Origin of the sequence: Pseudomonas sp. NMS19W, assembly GCF_051554255.1 — a bacterium.
Lineage (GTDB): Bacteria > Pseudomonadota > Gammaproteobacteria > Pseudomonadales > Pseudomonadaceae > Aquipseudomonas > Aquipseudomonas kribbensis.
Genome location: NZ_CP136718.1, coordinates 4,190,001 through 4,205,469, shown reverse-complemented (window position 1 = coordinate 4,205,469; position 15,469 = coordinate 4,190,001). Strand labels below are relative to the sequence as shown.

The following is a 15,469-nucleotide window of genomic DNA, read 5'->3' as shown; positions in this document are numbered from 1 at the left end:
TCATGGCCGAGTGGTTCAAACACATTTACTGGGCCGACATCGCCCAGGCCTGTCTCGACACCCTGAGCATGCTCGGTGCGGCGCTGCTGTTCACCGTGTTGCTGGGCTTGCCGCTGGGGCTGCTGCTGTTTCTCACCGGCAAGCGCCAGTTGCATGAAACGGTCGGCGTCTATCGGGTGCTGTCGGTGATCGTGAACATGCTGCGTTCGCTGCCGTTCATCATTTTGCTGATCGTGCTGATTCCGCTGACCACGTTGCTGGTGGGCACCTCGCTGGGCGTGCCGGGCACCATTCCGCCGCTGGTGGTCGGTTGCACACCGTTCTTTGCGCGGCTGGTGGAAACCGCGTTGCGCGAAGTCGATCGCGGCGTGGTCGAGGCAACCCAGGCGATGGGCGCCAACACCTGGCAAATCATTCGCCACACGTTGTTGCCGGAAGCCCGCGGCGGGTTGCTGGCAGCAGTGACGGTCACTGCCATCGTGCTGGTGGATTACACGGCCATGGCCGGCGTGATCGGTGGCGGCGGGCTCGGCGACCTGGCGATCCGCTTCGGCTATCAACGCTTTCAGACCGACGTGATGGTGGTCACTGTGGTGTTGCTGCTGATTCTGGTGCAGGCCCTGCAAATGACCGGTGACCGACTGGTGGCGCACTACAGCCGCCGCTGAAAAAAACAGTTCATCCCATAAAGGCCCCACGTCCACCTCACGACGGCCACTCAAATCTGCCTTGGAGCAAACCATGAAAAAGACCCTGGCCGTTCTGGCTGCCGTGCTGTCGTTCGGCGCTCACGCCAACGAAAAACTGATCGTCGGTGCCACCCCGGTGCCGCACGCGGAAATCCTCGAATTCGTCAAACCGACCCTGGCCAAGGAAGGCGTGGACCTGGACATCAAGGACTTCACCGACTTCATCCAGCCCAACCAGCAACTGGCGCTGAAAAACCTCGACGCCAACTACTACCAGTACCGGCCGTTTCTCGATGATTTCAACAAGACCCGCCACACCAATCTGGTGCCGGTGGTCGGCGTGCACATCGAACCGTTTGGCGCCTACTCGACCAAGATCAAAAACATTTCGGAGCTGAAGGACGGCGCCAGTGTGTCGATCCCCAACGACCCGGTGAACACCGGTCGCGCGTTGGTGCTGTTGCATGAGGCGGGGCTGATCAAGCTCAAGGATCCGAGCAACACCCTGGCCACCCAGCGCGACATCGTCGAAAACCCCAAGCACCTGAAAATCCGTGAACTGGAAGGCGCGTTGCTGGCCCGTTCCGTCAGCCAGGTGGACCTGGCGTTCGTATTCGCCAACTACGCGCTGGAAGCCGGGATCGACACCAACAGCGCGCTGATCGTCGAGAAGGGCAAGAGCCTGTACATCGAGTTTCTGGTCGCCCGTCCCGACAACATCAACGATCCGGGCCTGCAGAAACTGGCCAAGGCGTTGAACTCCGATGAAGTGCGTCAGTTCATCCTGACCCGCTACAAAGGGCAGATTGCGCCGGGCTTCTGATTGTTCGATTTGACGGTTCCCATGCCGTGGGGACCGTCAATCCGGAACATCGAGAAAGTGCGCTCCCGGCCCTTGCTCGCCCAGCACATCGCCCTGATTGCGCAGCGGGCAGGCTTCCATCGACAGGCAGCCGCAGCCAATACAACCGGTCAGCCGATCCCGCAGCAGCATCAACTGATTGATTCGTTCATCCAGCTCCCGCCGCCACTGTTCCGACAACACTTTCCAGTCCGCCGCTGTCGGCGCGCGGTTGTCCGGCAACTGTTTCAACGCCTCGCCGATTTCCGCCAGCGGAATCCCCAGCCGTTGCGCTACTTTGATCAGCGCCACCCGCCGCAGCACTTCCCGTGGATAACGGCGCTGATTGCCGGCATTGCGCTGGCTTTTGATCAAACCTTTGGATTCATAGAAATGCAGGGCGGTGACTGCCACGCCACTGCGGGCCGCGACTTCGCCGACGGTGAGTTGCCTGTGCAAATTTTCCGCTGTGACCATTTGAAAATTGCCCCTTGACCTCTAGTTAACTCGAGGTTTTACCCTGCAGGCCTTCGAATCGCAAGATTCGCCTGACTGAGTGGGGGCGTTATGCAAGTCACAGCGAAAAACCGCAGCTTCACCCAATTGATCGAATTTGAAATCGAGCCCGGCCAACAACCGGCGCTGGTCTCGGCGCTGACCGTACAGACCGAGCGTCTGGCCCAGCGTTACGCCGGTTTCGTCAGCGCCAGCGTTCAGGCCAGCGACGATGGCCGGCGGGTGCTGGGTTTCCTGCAGTGGCAATCCCGCGAGGCGGGGGAGGCGGCGTTCCAGAGTTTCGAAACCGGCGAGCAGGACTTCTGGCAGTTGATCCGCGCCCATCAGGCGCGCACCGTGACCTTCGGTTCATTCCAGGTACTGAGCAGCATCGCCCGCAGTCACGACGATGGCCTGCACTGCCAACTGGTGGGCTAGATCGACAGCTGGATCAAGCGTTCGCCTTGCAGGTTTTCCGTGGGTCGTCGCTTGTTGACTGCCAGTTCGCCGATCTTGATCAGCCGCGTGCGGGTCACGTTGCGGCTCAGGCCGAGCAGCGCGGCGGTGTGCACCTGATTGTAGTGGCAGAAGCGATAGGCCGAACGCAGCAACGCGTCCTCGACCTTTTCATGCAGCGCGCCGGCCTGTTGTTCGAAGAGTTTCTGGAAGGCGCGTTCGAGCAGCGCTTCCGGTGAATCGCCGACGCTGCCGTGCTGATCGTCGGGACGGTCGATGCGCAGGTTCGACAGGCGCAGGTCGTCGCGCTCGATCACGCCGTTGCGGCAGATCAGCAGCGTGTGATGGATGACGTTTTCGAGTTCGCGGATGTTGCCCGGCCAACTGTAGCCGCGCAGTTTGTGTTCGGCGCCGGGGCTGATGGTGATGCGTCCGTAACCCAGGCGCTGACTGTAGGCCTCGATGAAATGCCGGGTCAGCGGCAGGATGTCGCCGGGCCGTTCGCGCAACGGGCTCAGTTCCAGATTGACCACGTTCAGCCGGTAATACAGATCCTCACGGAAATGTCCGGCGTTGATGGCTTTCTCCAGTTGCACGTTGGTCGCAGCGAGCACCCGCACATCGATGGGAATGCTCTTGCGCGAACCCAGTCGCACCACTTCGCGCTCCTGCAACACTCGCAGCAATTTGACCTGGATCGCCATCGGCAAATCGCCGATTTCATCGAGGAACAAGGTGCCGCCATCCGCCTCTTCGAACCACCCGGCCTTGGCGCTGAGGGCACCGGTGAAGGCACCTTTTTCATGGCCGAACAGTTCGGCCTCCACCAGCGATTCGGAAAACGCCCCGCAGTTGACCGCAATGAACGGCCGGTTGCGCCGGTTGCTCAGGTTGTGGATATGCCGCGCTACCAGCTCCTTGCCGGTGCCGGTTTCGCCGATGATCAGCACGCTGGCTTCGCTCGGCGCGACTTGTTGCAGATGCGCGAGCAGGGCCTGGGATTTCGGGTCTTCGAACACCTGGGCAGTGGCGCGAATCGAAGTGGCCAGGGCGGGTGAGGGCGGCAGGGTCAGCAGTTGCATGGGTCTCGCTCCACGAAAGGAAATCAGGAATAGAACGTCGGCACCGGCAGGGCCTGGTTCAGCGCCCAGTCGCCCAGCTCATGGAGTTTGTAATCCAGCGGGTCGTGCAGGGTTTGCGTGCGCAGGTTGCGCCAGTGACGGTCGAGGCGCAGTGACGCATGGGTCGAACGGGCGCCGGTGACTTCGAACAACCGGCTGCAAATCTCCAGGCCCTGACGACTGGCAGCGACCTTGGCCGTGGCAATCGCCGTGGCCAGGTGTCCGCGTTCTTCGGCGCTGAGGTTCGGACCTTTGGCCCACGCTTCGTCGAGCAGCGCAGCGGCGCGCTCCACCAGCAGCCGGATGCCTTCGAGGGCAACCCAGAACTCGCCGTAATGGGCCAGTACATACGGGTCTTCGCGCACCTCGCGCACCGAGGATTTGTGCCAGACCCGGGTTTCGCTGAGGGTGTATTGCCGCGCTTCTTCGAAGGCACCTTCGGCGATGCCGAGAAACATGTGGGTGAACGTCAGTTGCGCGATCAGCGGGCGCAGGCAGGCGAACGGTGTGCTCAGCGGACCCGGATCCAGCAGCAGTTCCGACTCTTCCACCCGCACCCGTTCGAACGTGGCGCTGCCGCTGTCGGTCTGGCGCTGGCCGATGTTGTTCCAGTCGTTGTGCAGGGTGATGCCGCTGCGGCCGCTGGGGATCGCGGCAATCAGCAGTTTGCCGCCGTTGCTTTCGTCCACCGCCGAGGCGATCAGCATCTGCGAGTCGCTGGCGCCGGAGCAGAAGCTTTTCTTGCCGGAAAACTCGCGCCAGCCGCCGAGGTCCTTGACCACGGTGCGGGTGTCCAGCGGATTGAGTGCGTTGCCCCAGAACCAGTTCTGTCGCGCGGTCTGCTCAAACCACGGTTGCCATTGTTCCGGTCGGGAAAACAACCGGACGGTGGCCAGCATCAAATGATGAAAACCGAAGACGTGGGCGATCGAGCTGTCGACTTTGGCGAACTCGCGCACGATTTCCAGTGTTTCGCTCCAGCGCGCGCCGAGGCCGCCGTAACGGGTGGGGATGCTCAGGGCCAGCAGTCCGCTGTCGCGCAGGGCATCGCGCTCGGCTTTCGGTGTGCCGCCGCGCTCGTCGCGCTCGACGGCGGTCAGGGCGAATTCGGCGGCGAGTTGGCGGGCGGTCTGCAACGGGGAGAGCAGGGTGCTTTGCGGTTTGGCAGTCACTCGGTCTTCCTCAGGCGTTGGCTTTGGCGGGCAGAACATCGTTGGCGATCATTTCGCCGAACGGCCCGGTGAGGTTGGTCACGCCGCGTCCGGCCAGGCTTGCATACGGCTCGGGCAACAACGGAAACACCAGCTCGGCAAAGCGGTAGGCTTCTTCGAGATGCGGGTAGCCGGAGAAGATGAAGCTCTCGATGCCAAGGTCTGCGTATTCCTTGATCCGCGCCGCCACTTGCTGCGGATCGCCGACCAATGCAGTGCCGGCCCCGCCGCGCACCAGGCCGACGCCGGCCCACAGGTTGGGGGCGATTTCCAGGTTGTCGCGGCGTCCGTCGTGCAGCGCGGCCATGCGCCGCTGGCCTTCTGAGTCGAAGCGCGAAAAGGATTTCTGCGCGGCCTCGATGGTTTCGTCGCTGATGTGCTCGATCAGTTTGTCGGCGGCTTTCCAGGCTTCTTCCGCGGTCTCGCGCACGATCACGTGCAGGCGAATGCCGAACTTCACTTTTCGTCCGTGACGGGCGGCGCGTTCGCGCACATCGGCGAGTTTTTCGGCGACGGCGGCCGGTGGTTCGCCCCAGGTCAGGTACACGTCGACCTGCTCGGCGGCCAAGTCGTGGGCTGCGTCGGAGGAGCCGCCGAAGTACAGCGGCGGGTAGGGTTTCTGCACCGGTGGATACAGGGCTTTGGCGTTTTGTACCTTCAGGTGTTTGCCTTCGAAATCCACCGCCTCGCCTTGCAACACGCGGCGCCAGATTTTGAGAAATTCGTCGGTGACTTCGTAGCGTTCGCTGTGGCTGAGGAAACTGCCGTCGCCTCGGTTTTCGTCGGGGTCACCGCCGGTCACGACGTTGATCAGCAAGCGGCCGTTGGACAGTCGATCCAGGGTGGCGGCCATGCGCGCCGAAACGGTAGGCGAGATGATCCCCGGACGGATCGCCACCAGATAACGCAGGCGTTCGGTCAGCGGCACCAGCGCCGAGGCGATCACCCACGAGTCCTCGCAGGAACGCCCCGTAGGAATCAGCACCCCGTGGTAACCGAGGCTGTCGGCGGCTTGCGCCACCTGTTTCAGGTAATTGAGGGTGACCGGGCGCGCGCCTTGGGTGGTGCCCAGATAGTGACCGTCGCCGTGGGTCGGCAGGAACCAGAAAACATCCATGAACAGCTCCTTAAGCGATTTTCAGCAACGGTTTGAGGTGAACGCCAAACAGCGGCGCCGCGCGTTCGGCGGCCAGACGGATGCGCGCTTTTAGCGGCTCGCTGGTGATCTGGTAATCCGCGAAATCGGCCTCGGTGGCGTACACGCCGATCGGCAGGGTCACGGCCTGGAAGAAACTGAACAGCGGGCGCAGCTGGTGATCGAGCACCAGCGCATGGCGTTCGCTGCCACCGGTGGCGGCGAGCAGCACAGGGGTGTCGATCAGCGCGTTCAGATCGATCAGGTCGAACAGGTGCTTGAGCAGTCCCGGATAGGAACCGCGATACACCGGCGCGGCGACGATCAGCAAGTCAGCCTGTTCGATGGCTTGCAGCTCGGCCTCGATTTCCGCCGGCAGTTCCTGACGGGACAGTGCGGCGCCGAGCGGGCGGGCGATGTCGCCGAGTTCGATCAGATGACTCTCGACCGGCAGGTGCCCGGACAATTCGGTCAGCAGGGCCTGGGTCAGCACCAGGGTGCGCGATGGACGCCAGGTTCCGCCGGACAGGGCGACGACTTTCAGTGGACGCGACATGGTCAGTTCCTTTTTCAACAGTTGCTCGGCGAGCAGTGAGTAGTCACCGGAGCAGAGCAAGCGCTGTACCAATTCCTGGAAGGCCCGTATTCCGGGGCTTTGAGCGTTGTCGAGGGCTGTGGTCCTGTGACTTTCAGGCCGGTTTGTTGAACCGCTGTTGCCTGGGAAACAGTTGCTGGAGCAACAGTGCCGAACGCGATGAAAGATTTATAAGGGCAGACTGTTATTCCGTAAAAGACTGTTAATTGATATTGATAGATTGTTTTTGAATATTCGAAGCCGACCTGTCGGAAACCTGATAGCCACTATTGAGAGCGTTGATTTCTGCCACGACGAGCCCGGGCGTAGCCTTTCTCCATCGACCCACACTGCTCGGCAGGACGCTCCCATGAATCGTTTATTGACTGTTTCCCTGATGCTCGCTGTCTCCGTTCTCGCCGGTTGCGCGAGCCACGTTTCCCGGAACTCCGCCCCTACACGGCGGAAGAAACTCGCGAACTGGCCCTCGAAAGCCTGAACCGTCGCGGCTTGTCCTTCGAGGAATACCAGGTGAAAAAAGCCGAATTGCTCGGCCAGCCGCAGAAGCCTTTCGGGTTTGATAACAAAGGTGAGATGAGCGCGGAGCGGGCCGTACAGCTGCACGGTCGTCCTAGCTGATCCGAAACTGTACTGCTCGAAGTTTTACCCAACTGTCCGTGGGTTTGCGCGGCGCCGTGGGATAGGGTCAACACCTGAATGACCCTGACGGACTCCCTGCCATGACCCTCTCGCTCGACCTGCTGCTGGGCTTTGCCCTGTTTGCCCTTGTCACCTCGATCACACCGGGGCCGAACAACACCATGTTGCTGGCATCGGGCGTTAATTTCGGCTTTAACCGCACTATTCCCCACATGCTCGGCATTACCTGCGGCTTCTTCGTGCTGGTGGTGGCGGTGGGTTTTGGTCTGGGCGCGGTGTTCCAGACTTATCCTCTTCTTTATACGGTTTTGCGCTACGTCGGCGCGGCGTACTTGCTGTACCTGGCGTGGAAAATCGCCCATTCCGGCCCGGTCGGTGAAAGCGAATCCGGCGAGGCGAAACCGATCAGCTACCTCGGCGCAGCGGCCTTCCAGTGGGTCAATCCCAAGGCCTGGATCATGGCCATCGGTGCCATCAGCACGTACACGCCGATGCAGGGTTATTTCACCAACGTGATCGTGATTGCGGCGGTGTTTGCCATCATCAACCTGCCGAGCGTCGGCGTCTGGGCGGCGTGCGGGACTTTGCTGCGCAACGTGCTCAAGGATCGTCGCTGGTTGCGGGTGTTCAACTGGGGCATGGCGGCGCTGCTGGTGATTTCGCTGTATCCGTTACTCCTTGAAAGCTTTAGCTGACGCAGTGCTACAACCGCCGGCCCGATGCCTGTTAAAGTCGCGTTCAGGAGCGTTCCTACGCACTTTTAAATGAAGTTGTTCTTCTTTAACGGCATCCGATCAGGTATTGATGACGCTCTCGAACCCGGACGCAGCTCACAAGGCTGCGTCGCGCCGTTTGTAGACACGAGCTTCCTGATCCCGGAACACGCTCTGCGAGTCTTTTTATGAACACACGTCCGCTGTATTTCGATTACGCCGCCACCACCCCGGTGGATGAGCGGGTCATCCAGGTGATGATCGAGTGTCTGGGTTTCAACGGTAACTTCGGCAACCCGGCCTCCAGTTCCCACGCCTTCGGCCAGCAGGCCCGGCAAACGGTCGAGAACGCTCGCCGGCAAGTCGCCGAACTGGTCGGCGCCCAGGCGCAACAGATCGTCTGGACCTCCGGCGCCACCGAATCCAACAACCTCGCCCTCAAAGGCGTAGCCCAGGCCCGTGGCGTGTCCGGCGGCCACATCATCACCAGTCAGATCGAACACAAGGCGATCCTCGACACCGCCCGGCAATTGCAGGACGCCGGCATTGCCGTGACCTATCTGGTGCCGGACGCCGAAGGCCTGATCACCCCGCAAGCGGTCAGCGAAGCGATGCGCGATGACACCTTTCTGGTGTCGCTGATGCTGGTCAACAACGAACTCGGCACCGTCAACGACATCCCGGCCATCGGCGAAGTGGTGCGCGGGCGCGGGGCGTTGTTCCATGTCGATGCGGCCCAGGGCGCTGGCAAGGTCGCGATCGATCTGGCGCAATGGCCGGTGGATCTCATGTCGTTTTCGGCCCACAAACTCTACGGCCCCAAAGGCATCGGCGCGTTGTATGTCGGCCCGCGTGCGCAACAGCGTTTGCAGGCGCAGATTCACGGCGGTGGCCACGAGGGCGGATTGCGTTCCGGCACGTTGGCGACGCATCAGATCGCCGCGATGGGCTCGGCGTTTGCCTTGGCCGCCGAGGCTTTCGATGACGAGAAGAAAACCATCGTCGCGCTGCGCGAGCGACTGCTCGAACAACTGTTGAGCCTGCCCGGCGTGCGCCTCAACGGCAGCGCCAGCCAACGTATCCCGCACACCCTGAGCCTGACCTTCAGCGAAGGCGAGTTCAACCCGGCGGCGCTGAGCCATTCGATCGCGTTTTCCGCGACCTCGGCCTGCAATTCCGCGAGCAACACACCGTCCCACGTGCTGCTGGCATTGGGGCACGACGCGCATCTGGCGGGGCGTACCATTCGCCTGAGTCTCGGCCGCTTCACCACCGCCGAAGACATCGACAAAGCTGTAGATCTGATCAAGACCGCCTGCGCCAGTGCTCCGGCATTCTGGGCGACAGGGCTTTAACGAGCCGGCTTCGAACGGCACCGAACAATAACGATGAAGTGATTGGCAGGAGACACGATGAGTACCCAGACTTTGACCGAAGGAACGGTTCCCCAGCGCCTGGCGCACACCCGCGAACTGATGCGTCGCGAAGGCATTCACGCACTGCTGGTGCCGTCCGCCGACCCGCACCTGTCGGAGTACCTGCCGGGTTACTGGCAGGGGCGGCAATGGTTGTCGGGTTTCCATGGCTCGGTCGGCACGTTGATTGTCACCACCGATTTCGCCGGGGTCTGGGCCGACAGTCGTTACTGGGAACAGGCGACCAAGGAACTCAAGGGTAGCGGCATCGAACTGGTGAAACTGCAACCGGGTCAGCCGAGCCCGCTGGACTGGCTCGCCGAGCAGACACCGGAAGGTGGCGTGGTCGCAGTCGATGGCGCGGTCATGGCCGTTGCGTCGGCGCGGACCCTGGGCAGCAAGCTTGAAGCGCGGGGTGCCAGCCTGCGTACCGACCTCGACCTGTTGAACGAAGTCTGGAGCGACCGCCCGGGCCTGCCGAACGCACCGATCTATCAACACCTGCCGCCGCAGGCGACCGTCAGCCGTGGCGAGAAACTCGCCCAGTTGCGTGAAACCCTGCAAGAACGCGGCGCCGATTGGCACTTCATCGCCACCCTCGACGACATCGCCTGGCTGTTCAACCTGCGCGGCGGCGATGTGTCGTTCAATCCGGTATTCGTTTCTTTTGCCTTGATCGGCCAGCAACAGGCCACGCTGTTTGTGGCGTTGAGCAAGGTCGACGCTGATCTGCGCGCCGTGCTGGAAAAGGATGGCGTAACCCTGCGTGACTACAGCGAAGTTGCCGAGGCCTTGGCTGCGATCCCGAACGGCGCGAGCCTGCTGGTGGATCCGGCGCGGGTGACCAGCGGCCTGCTGGGCAACCTCGACAGCGGCGTGAAACTGGTCGAAGGTCTGAATCCGACCACATTGGCCAAATCACAAAAAAGCCCGGCAGATGCCGAGCACATTCGTCAGGCGATGGAGCAGGACGGCGCGGCGTTGTGCGAGTTTTTCACCTGGCTGGAATCAGCCTGGGGGCGCGAGCGCATTACCGAGCTGACCATTGACGAGAGACTTACGGCGGCCCGTGAGCGTCGTCCGGATTATGTATCGCTGAGTTTCAACACCATTGCTGCGTACAACGCCAACGGCGCGATGCCGCATTACCACGCCACCCCGGAAGAGCACGCGGTAATTGAGGGTGACGGCTTGCTGCTGATCGACTCTGGCGGCCAGTACCTGGGCGGTACCACCGACATCACACGCATGGTGGCGGTCGGCACGCCGAGCGCAGAACAGAAATGTGATTGCACCCGAGTGTTGAAAGGCGTGATCGCGTTGTCCCGCGCGCATTTCCCGAAAGGCATTCTGTCGCCGCTGCTGGATGCGATTGCCCGTGCGCCGATCTGGGCTGAAAACGTGGATTACGGCCATGGCACCGGTCACGGCGTAGGTTATTTCCTCAATGTGCACGAAGGTCCGCAGGTGATCGCCTATCAGGCTGCGCCTGCGCCGCAAACCGCCATGCAACCGGGGATGATCACCTCCATCGAACCGGGTACTTACCGTCCGGGTCGCTGGGGTGTGCGGATCGAGAACCTGGCAATGAACGTCGTTGCCGGAAGCAGCGAGTTCGGCGAATTCCTCAAGTTCGAAACCCTGACCCTGTGCCCGATCGACACCCGTTGCCTGGAACCGTCCTTGCTCACGCAGGAAGAGAAGCAATGGTTCAACGCCTATCACGCCGAAGTGCGCGAGCGTTTGAGCCCGTTGCTCAGCGGTGAGGCACTGGCGTGGTTGAATACTCGCACTGCCGCTATTTGATGGGTTGAAGCTCGGGCGCTGCTGCCAGCGCCCGGGTCATGTACTCGACAAACGCGTTGACCCTGGCGGACTGGCGACGGTTCGCCGGGGACACCGCGTGTATCGGCAGTGATCGGGTCTGGTAGTCCTGCAACAGGGCGATCACTCGACCGGCCTTCAAGTCCTCGCTGAACAGCCAGATCGGTGACAGCGAAATCCCCAATCCCCCCAGGACCATTTCACGGATCGCTTCGGAGTTGTTGCTCTGGGCGTTGCCTTTGATGCGCACCTCGTGACGCTGGCCGTCCTTTTCGTAAGTCCACAGGTTTTGCGATTCGAGCAGGTTGAATTGCAGGCAGTTGTGCTGCGCCAGACCCTGCGGCGATTGCGGATGTTCATGGCGTTGCAGATAGGCAGGTGCCGCAACGGTGACGCGGTGGGTGGTGCCGATGCGACGGGCGATCATGCTGCTGTCATTTAATTCGCCGATGCGCAGGCTGACATCCAGGCCTTCGCTGATCAGATCCAGATTCTGATCGTTGAGGTGCAGGTCGATCTGAACCTGTGGGTATTGTTTGAGAAAATCGGGGAGTCTTGGAGCGATCTGCAGGCGGCCGAAACTGACCGATGAGCCGATGCGTAACGCCCCGGCGACTGTTTCCCGACCGGACTGGAAACTGTGTTCGGCAGCATCTACCGCTGCAAGAATATTCCGGCATTCGTTGTAGTACCGCTGACCTTCATCGGTCAGAGACAGCTTGCGTGTACTGCGGGCAATCAGCTTGCCGCCCAGCTGGGTTTCCAGGGCGCGCAGAACTTTGCTGATGGTGGGCTGGGTGGTTTGCAGCTCCCGGGCCACGGCGGAAAAACTACCGCGCTCGACCACCCGGACGAAGATTGCCATTGCGTTGAGCTTGTCCACGGAGCGCCTCATTCATGCCGGTTTGGCATGATCACTATAGTCATTCGGCGTCTTATCGGCATGAGTTGGTCGGGAGAGCATGGCTTCACTTTCTCCCACAGGAATGACCGAAATGACTGACTCTCTGCACATGAATGCCCTGATAGTGGACACCGCTAATGGGCCGCTACGCTTGGTTTCCCTTGAACGTCCCGTGGCGGGTGGCGGACAGGTATTGGTGCGGATCAAGGCCAGTGGTGTGAATCCGCTGGATCTGAAAATTCGTGCCGGGCAAGCCGCCCATGCTCGACAGCCGTTGCCGGCGGTGTTGGGGCTGGATCTGGCGGGTGTGATTGAAGTGGTGGGTGAGGGCGTGCAGGGCTGGGCGCCGGGCGATGAGGTTTATACCTTGGCGACCGGCATTGGCGGCGTGCAGGGTTCGCTGGCGGAATTTGCGGTGGTTGATGCGCGGCTTCTTGCGCGTAAGCCGGTCAACCTGAGCATGCGCGAGGCCGCTGGGTTACCGCTGGTGCTGATAACTGCCTGGGAAGGCCTGGTTGATCGGGCACGAGTGAGTGCCGGGCAAAAGGTATTGATTCACGGTGGCGCGGGTGGCGTCGGGCATGTGGCGGTGCAAATTGCCCGCGCATTCGGTGCCGAGGTTTTTGCGACGGGGTCCGCAGGGCAACGCGGGATTATTGAAGGTTATGGTGCGACGTTCATTGATTACCGCGAAATGTCGGTTGACGACTATGTTCGCGAGTACACGGCGGGGGAGGGGTTCGATATCGTTTATGACACGGTCGGCGGTGAAACGCTGGATGCGTCCTTCAAGGCAGCGCGCATCTACTACGGGCATGTGCTGAGTTGCCTCGGGTGGGGGCAGCATAGTCTGGCGCCGCTGTCATTCCGGGGTGCGACCTACTCTGGCGTGTTTACCTTGTTGCCGCTGTTGACTGGAAAGGGTGGCGAGCATCATGGCGAGATCCTGCGCCAGGCTGCCTTATTGATTGAAGCCAGAGAGGTGAAGCCGCTGCTTGATGCGCGTCGGTTCACGCTTGAATCAGCCGGCGAGGCCCATGAGCTGCTTTCGTCGAAAGCAGCCCGGGGACGTCTGGTGGTAGAGATCTAGCGCAGGGCTTCTTCAACGAAGTCGAGCCGGTCCTGACCGAAGAACAGCTGGTTGCCGATGAACATGCTCGGTGCACCGAAAACGCCACGTTTCACGGCTGTCTCGGTGTTGTCCTTGAGGGCAGTCTTGACCGCTTCATCATTGGTCAATGCCAGTACCTGCTCAGGATTGAAGCCGTGTTCGGTCAGCACCGCTGCAACCGTTGCCGGTTCATCGAGGCTGCGTCCTTCAACCCACAACGCTTTGAACAGGCAGTCGATGAACGCCAGGAAGCGCTCAGGGTGGCGCAATTGAATGCCGGTTACCGCCCTCATCAGCATCAGGGTATTGATCGGGAAGTGCGGGTTGAATTTCAGGGGGACGCCGTAGCGCTTGGCGTAGCGGTCCAGGTCCTGAAACATGTAGCGGCCCTTGGCCGGGATCATTGCCGGTGACGCATTGCCGGTGGCTTTGAACACGCCGCCCAGCAGCATCGGGATATAAATCAGCTGGCTGCCGGTCTTGGCGCAGATTTCTGGCAGCTGGGTGTACGCCAGATAGGTGGCGGGGCTGCCGAGGTCGAAGTAGAACTCCACGGTTTTGCTCATGATCGCTGCACTCATTGTTGTTATTGGGAGGGGTTACCAGCGTTCGTTCCAGGGGCGTAGATCCAGCTCGAAGGTCCAGGCATCCCTTGGCTGGCTGTGCAGGTACCAATAGTTCTCGGCGATGTGCTCGGGATTGAGAATACCGTCCTGATCCTTGGTGGCGTATTTGTCGGGGAAGTTGCTGCGGATGAAGTCGGTGTCGATGGCGCCGTCGACCACGATGTGGGCGACGTGAATGTTCATAGGGCCGAGTTCCCGAGCCATGCTCTGCGCCAATGCGCGGATGCCATGTTTGGCGCCGGCGAATGCGGCAAAACCGGAAGCGCCACGCAGCCCGGCGGTAGCACCGGTGAACAGAATGGTGCCGCGCTGGCGGGTGACCATGCGCTTGGCGACTTCGCGGGCATTGAGGAATCCGGAGAAACAGGCCATTTCCCAGATCTTGAAATACTTGCGTGCCGTTTCTTCGAGAATGCTGCAAGGCACGTTGGCGCCGATGTTGAAAACGAACACTTCGATCGGACCGAGACGGGTTTCGATATCTTCGATCAGTGCAATCACGTCTTCTTCCTTGCGCGCGTCGCAGGCAAAACCGTGGGCTTCGCCGCCTTCTGCCTGGATGGCTTCCACCAATGGCTGCAATTTGTCGGCGCTGCGTCGTGTGACGCAAGCGATGAAACCTTCCTTGGCGAACCTCTTGGCGATGGTGCCGCCCGTGGCATCACCTGCACCGACAACCAACACGACCTTCTTGTTATTCATGGGTGAATCCCTTTAGTAAACGATCGTTAAGTGAACGAACGTTATGCTAGGATTTGCCCAGCGTCAAGGCAGTCCATTGCGAGGGCAATTACATGCGGTACTCCGCCGGTCACAAGCTTGAAACCAAGGAAAAACTGCTGCAAAGCAGTTCGCTTTCTGCAAAAAAAACGGTTTTTCAACCATGGGCGTCGACGGACTGATGAAGGCGATCGGCCTCAGTGGCGCGGCTTTCTACAGCCATTTTTCGTCCAAGGACGCTTTGTTCGCGGCTATCGTCGAGCGCGAGTTGTGCCAGAGCCTTGAGCGGCTGGGGGGCGGGGTGAGCAGGATCGCGAAAGGTTGGAGCGGTGCCTCAAGCTGTATTTGAGCATGGCTCATGTCGAGCAACCTGAGCTGGGTTGCGCGTTACCGGCACTGGGCGCCGAGATTGCGCGCTCGGATATTGTTGTGCGGGAACAGGCGGAGCTGTGGATTTGTCGACTTCAGGAAAGTTGGGCGCAGATTCTGGAGAGCGACAGCCTGGCTTGGGCCATTCTGTCGCAATGTGTCGGGGCATTGGTGGTGGCGCGGATGTTGGCATCCCCGCAGATTCAGCAGCGGGTGCTCGAATCCAGTCACGAAGAGATTGGCTGCCAGCTCGCCGTTCAGCGAGCACAATAACGGCGGCTGTCTATTTGCAGATGACGATCATGCTTCGGCTGGTATAGCCGGCGGGGTTGAGGCCGAAGGGATAATCACCCGGCTCCTCCACCGCATCGCCGGATTTTGCGATGACTTTGTAACCCTTCGGCGCGCAGGAGTTGGCGGCACTGGCGTAGCATTTGTCCCAGGAAGACGAGAGACCCGAGCAGTTGATATGCAGCCCTTTCTTGCCGTGCTTCACCTGGGTTTTCGATGTCGCTGCGCAGCCCGCAACTGCGAGTACGGCGATCAGTATCAAAATTCGTTTCATTACCATCCTTAATGGCGGCCTCGAGTCTGGCGCCCGGGTC

16 protein-coding genes and 2 pseudogenes are annotated in these 15,469 nt (G+C 61.0%); 9 read left to right on the top strand and 9 right to left on the bottom strand.

Features of this window, described 5'->3' with window-relative positions:
- Positions 1 to 2: 2 nt before the first annotated feature.
- Positions 3 to 668, top strand: a complete 666-nt coding sequence (locus tag R1A29_RS19155; RefSeq protein ID WP_114884461.1) for a methionine ABC transporter permease — start codon at positions 3 to 5, stop codon at positions 666 to 668.
- Between the two features lie 73 nt (positions 669 to 741).
- The gene (locus R1A29_RS19150) at positions 742 to 1,512 is read left to right on the top strand and encodes a MetQ/NlpA family ABC transporter substrate-binding protein (RefSeq protein ID WP_438299250.1); all 771 of its coding nucleotides are present in this window, start codon (positions 742 to 744) and stop codon (positions 1,510 to 1,512) included.
- 36 nt (positions 1,513 to 1,548) lie between these two features.
- On the opposite strand, the gene soxR is transcribed toward R1A29_RS19150, so the two are convergent.
- Complete coding sequence (soxR, locus tag R1A29_RS19145) at positions 1,549 to 2,007, bottom strand: redox-sensitive transcriptional activator SoxR (RefSeq protein WP_085710691.1); 459 nt, start codon at positions 2,005 to 2,007, stop codon at positions 1,549 to 1,551.
- A 90-nt stretch (positions 2,008 to 2,097) separates the two neighbouring features.
- On the opposite strand from soxR, the gene R1A29_RS19140 reads away from it, so the two are divergent.
- On the top strand, positions 2,098 to 2,463 hold the full coding sequence (locus R1A29_RS19140; RefSeq protein ID WP_248740248.1) for an antibiotic biosynthesis monooxygenase: 366 nt from the start codon (positions 2,098 to 2,100) through the stop codon (positions 2,461 to 2,463).
- Here R1A29_RS19140 and R1A29_RS19135 read toward each other — a convergent pair.
- Genes R1A29_RS19135 through msuE form a run of 4 tightly spaced genes read right to left on the bottom strand, consistent with a single transcriptional unit; the run spans position 2,460 to position 6,504 of the window.
- Entirely contained in the window at positions 2,460 to 3,563 is a 1,104-nt protein-coding gene (locus R1A29_RS19135) for a sigma-54 interaction domain-containing protein (protein WP_438299248.1), read from the bottom strand. The two genes, R1A29_RS19140 and R1A29_RS19135, sit on opposite strands and share 4 nt — an antisense overlap.
- Before the next feature lie 23 nt (positions 3,564 to 3,586).
- On the bottom strand, positions 3,587 to 4,774 hold the full coding sequence (locus R1A29_RS19130) for an acyl-CoA dehydrogenase family protein (RefSeq protein ID WP_438299247.1): 1,188 nt from the start codon (positions 4,772 to 4,774) through the stop codon (positions 3,587 to 3,589).
- A 10-nt stretch (positions 4,775 to 4,784) separates the two neighbouring features.
- On the bottom strand, positions 4,785 to 5,930 hold the full coding sequence (gene ssuD, locus R1A29_RS19125) for an FMNH2-dependent alkanesulfonate monooxygenase (protein ID WP_007955828.1): 1,146 nt from the start codon (positions 5,928 to 5,930) through the stop codon (positions 4,785 to 4,787).
- 10 nt (positions 5,931 to 5,940) lie between these two features.
- Entirely contained in the window at positions 5,941 to 6,504 is a 564-nt protein-coding gene (gene msuE, locus R1A29_RS19120) for an FMN reductase (RefSeq protein ID WP_438299246.1), read from the bottom strand.
- Positions 6,505 to 6,892: 388 nt separating this feature from the next.
- Here msuE and R1A29_RS19115 point away from each other — a divergent pair.
- From R1A29_RS19115 to R1A29_RS19100, 4 genes and pseudogenes are all read left to right on the top strand, one after another.
- Positions 6,893 to 7,161, top strand: a pseudogene (locus tag R1A29_RS19115) (hypothetical protein).
- Between the two features lie 101 nt (positions 7,162 to 7,262).
- Positions 7,263 to 7,877: a LysE family translocator gene (locus R1A29_RS19110; protein WP_085710685.1), complete on the top strand. Its 615-nt coding sequence runs from the start codon at positions 7,263 to 7,265 to the stop codon at positions 7,875 to 7,877.
- Positions 7,878 to 8,083: 206 nt separating this feature from the next.
- The gene (locus R1A29_RS19105) at positions 8,084 to 9,250 is read left to right on the top strand and encodes an aminotransferase class V-fold PLP-dependent enzyme (protein WP_438299244.1); all 1,167 of its coding nucleotides are present in this window, start codon (positions 8,084 to 8,086) and stop codon (positions 9,248 to 9,250) included.
- Positions 9,251 to 9,307: 57 nt separating this feature from the next.
- Entirely contained in the window at positions 9,308 to 11,116 is a 1,809-nt protein-coding gene (locus R1A29_RS19100; protein WP_438299243.1) for an aminopeptidase P family protein, read from the top strand.
- Here R1A29_RS19100 and R1A29_RS19095 read toward each other — a convergent pair.
- The gene (locus R1A29_RS19095; RefSeq protein ID WP_438299242.1) at positions 11,109 to 12,017 is read right to left on the bottom strand and encodes a LysR family transcriptional regulator; all 909 of its coding nucleotides are present in this window, start codon (positions 12,015 to 12,017) and stop codon (positions 11,109 to 11,111) included. The genes R1A29_RS19100 and R1A29_RS19095 overlap by 8 nt on opposite strands.
- 112 nt (positions 12,018 to 12,129) lie before the next feature.
- Between R1A29_RS19095 and R1A29_RS19090 the strand changes: the two genes are divergently transcribed.
- Positions 12,130 to 13,128 (top strand): zinc-dependent alcohol dehydrogenase family protein, encoded by a 999-nt coding sequence (locus tag R1A29_RS19090; RefSeq protein WP_438299241.1) that lies wholly within the window; start codon positions 12,130 to 12,132, stop codon positions 13,126 to 13,128.
- Here the strand turns inward: R1A29_RS19090 and R1A29_RS19085 are convergent.
- Positions 13,125 to 13,715 carry a 2-hydroxychromene-2-carboxylate isomerase gene (locus R1A29_RS19085; protein ID WP_438299240.1) on the bottom strand — a complete coding sequence of 197 codons (591 nt, stop codon included), beginning with the start codon at positions 13,713 to 13,715 and terminating at the stop codon, positions 13,125 to 13,127. The two genes, R1A29_RS19090 and R1A29_RS19085, sit on opposite strands and share 4 nt — an antisense overlap.
- A gap of 33 nt (positions 13,716 to 13,748) precedes the next feature.
- Entirely contained in the window at positions 13,749 to 14,477 is a 729-nt protein-coding gene (locus tag R1A29_RS19080) for an SDR family oxidoreductase (protein ID WP_438299239.1), read from the bottom strand.
- A gap of 92 nt (positions 14,478 to 14,569) precedes the next feature.
- Between R1A29_RS19080 and R1A29_RS19075 the strand changes: the two are divergent.
- Positions 14,570 to 15,137 (top strand): annotated as a pseudogene (locus R1A29_RS19075) (TetR/AcrR family transcriptional regulator).
- 10 nt (positions 15,138 to 15,147) lie between these two features.
- Here R1A29_RS19075 and R1A29_RS19070 read toward each other — a convergent pair.
- The gene (locus R1A29_RS19070) at positions 15,148 to 15,429 is read right to left on the bottom strand and encodes a hypothetical protein (protein WP_438299238.1); all 282 of its coding nucleotides are present in this window, start codon (positions 15,427 to 15,429) and stop codon (positions 15,148 to 15,150) included.
- Positions 15,430 to 15,469 lie beyond the last annotated feature (40 nt).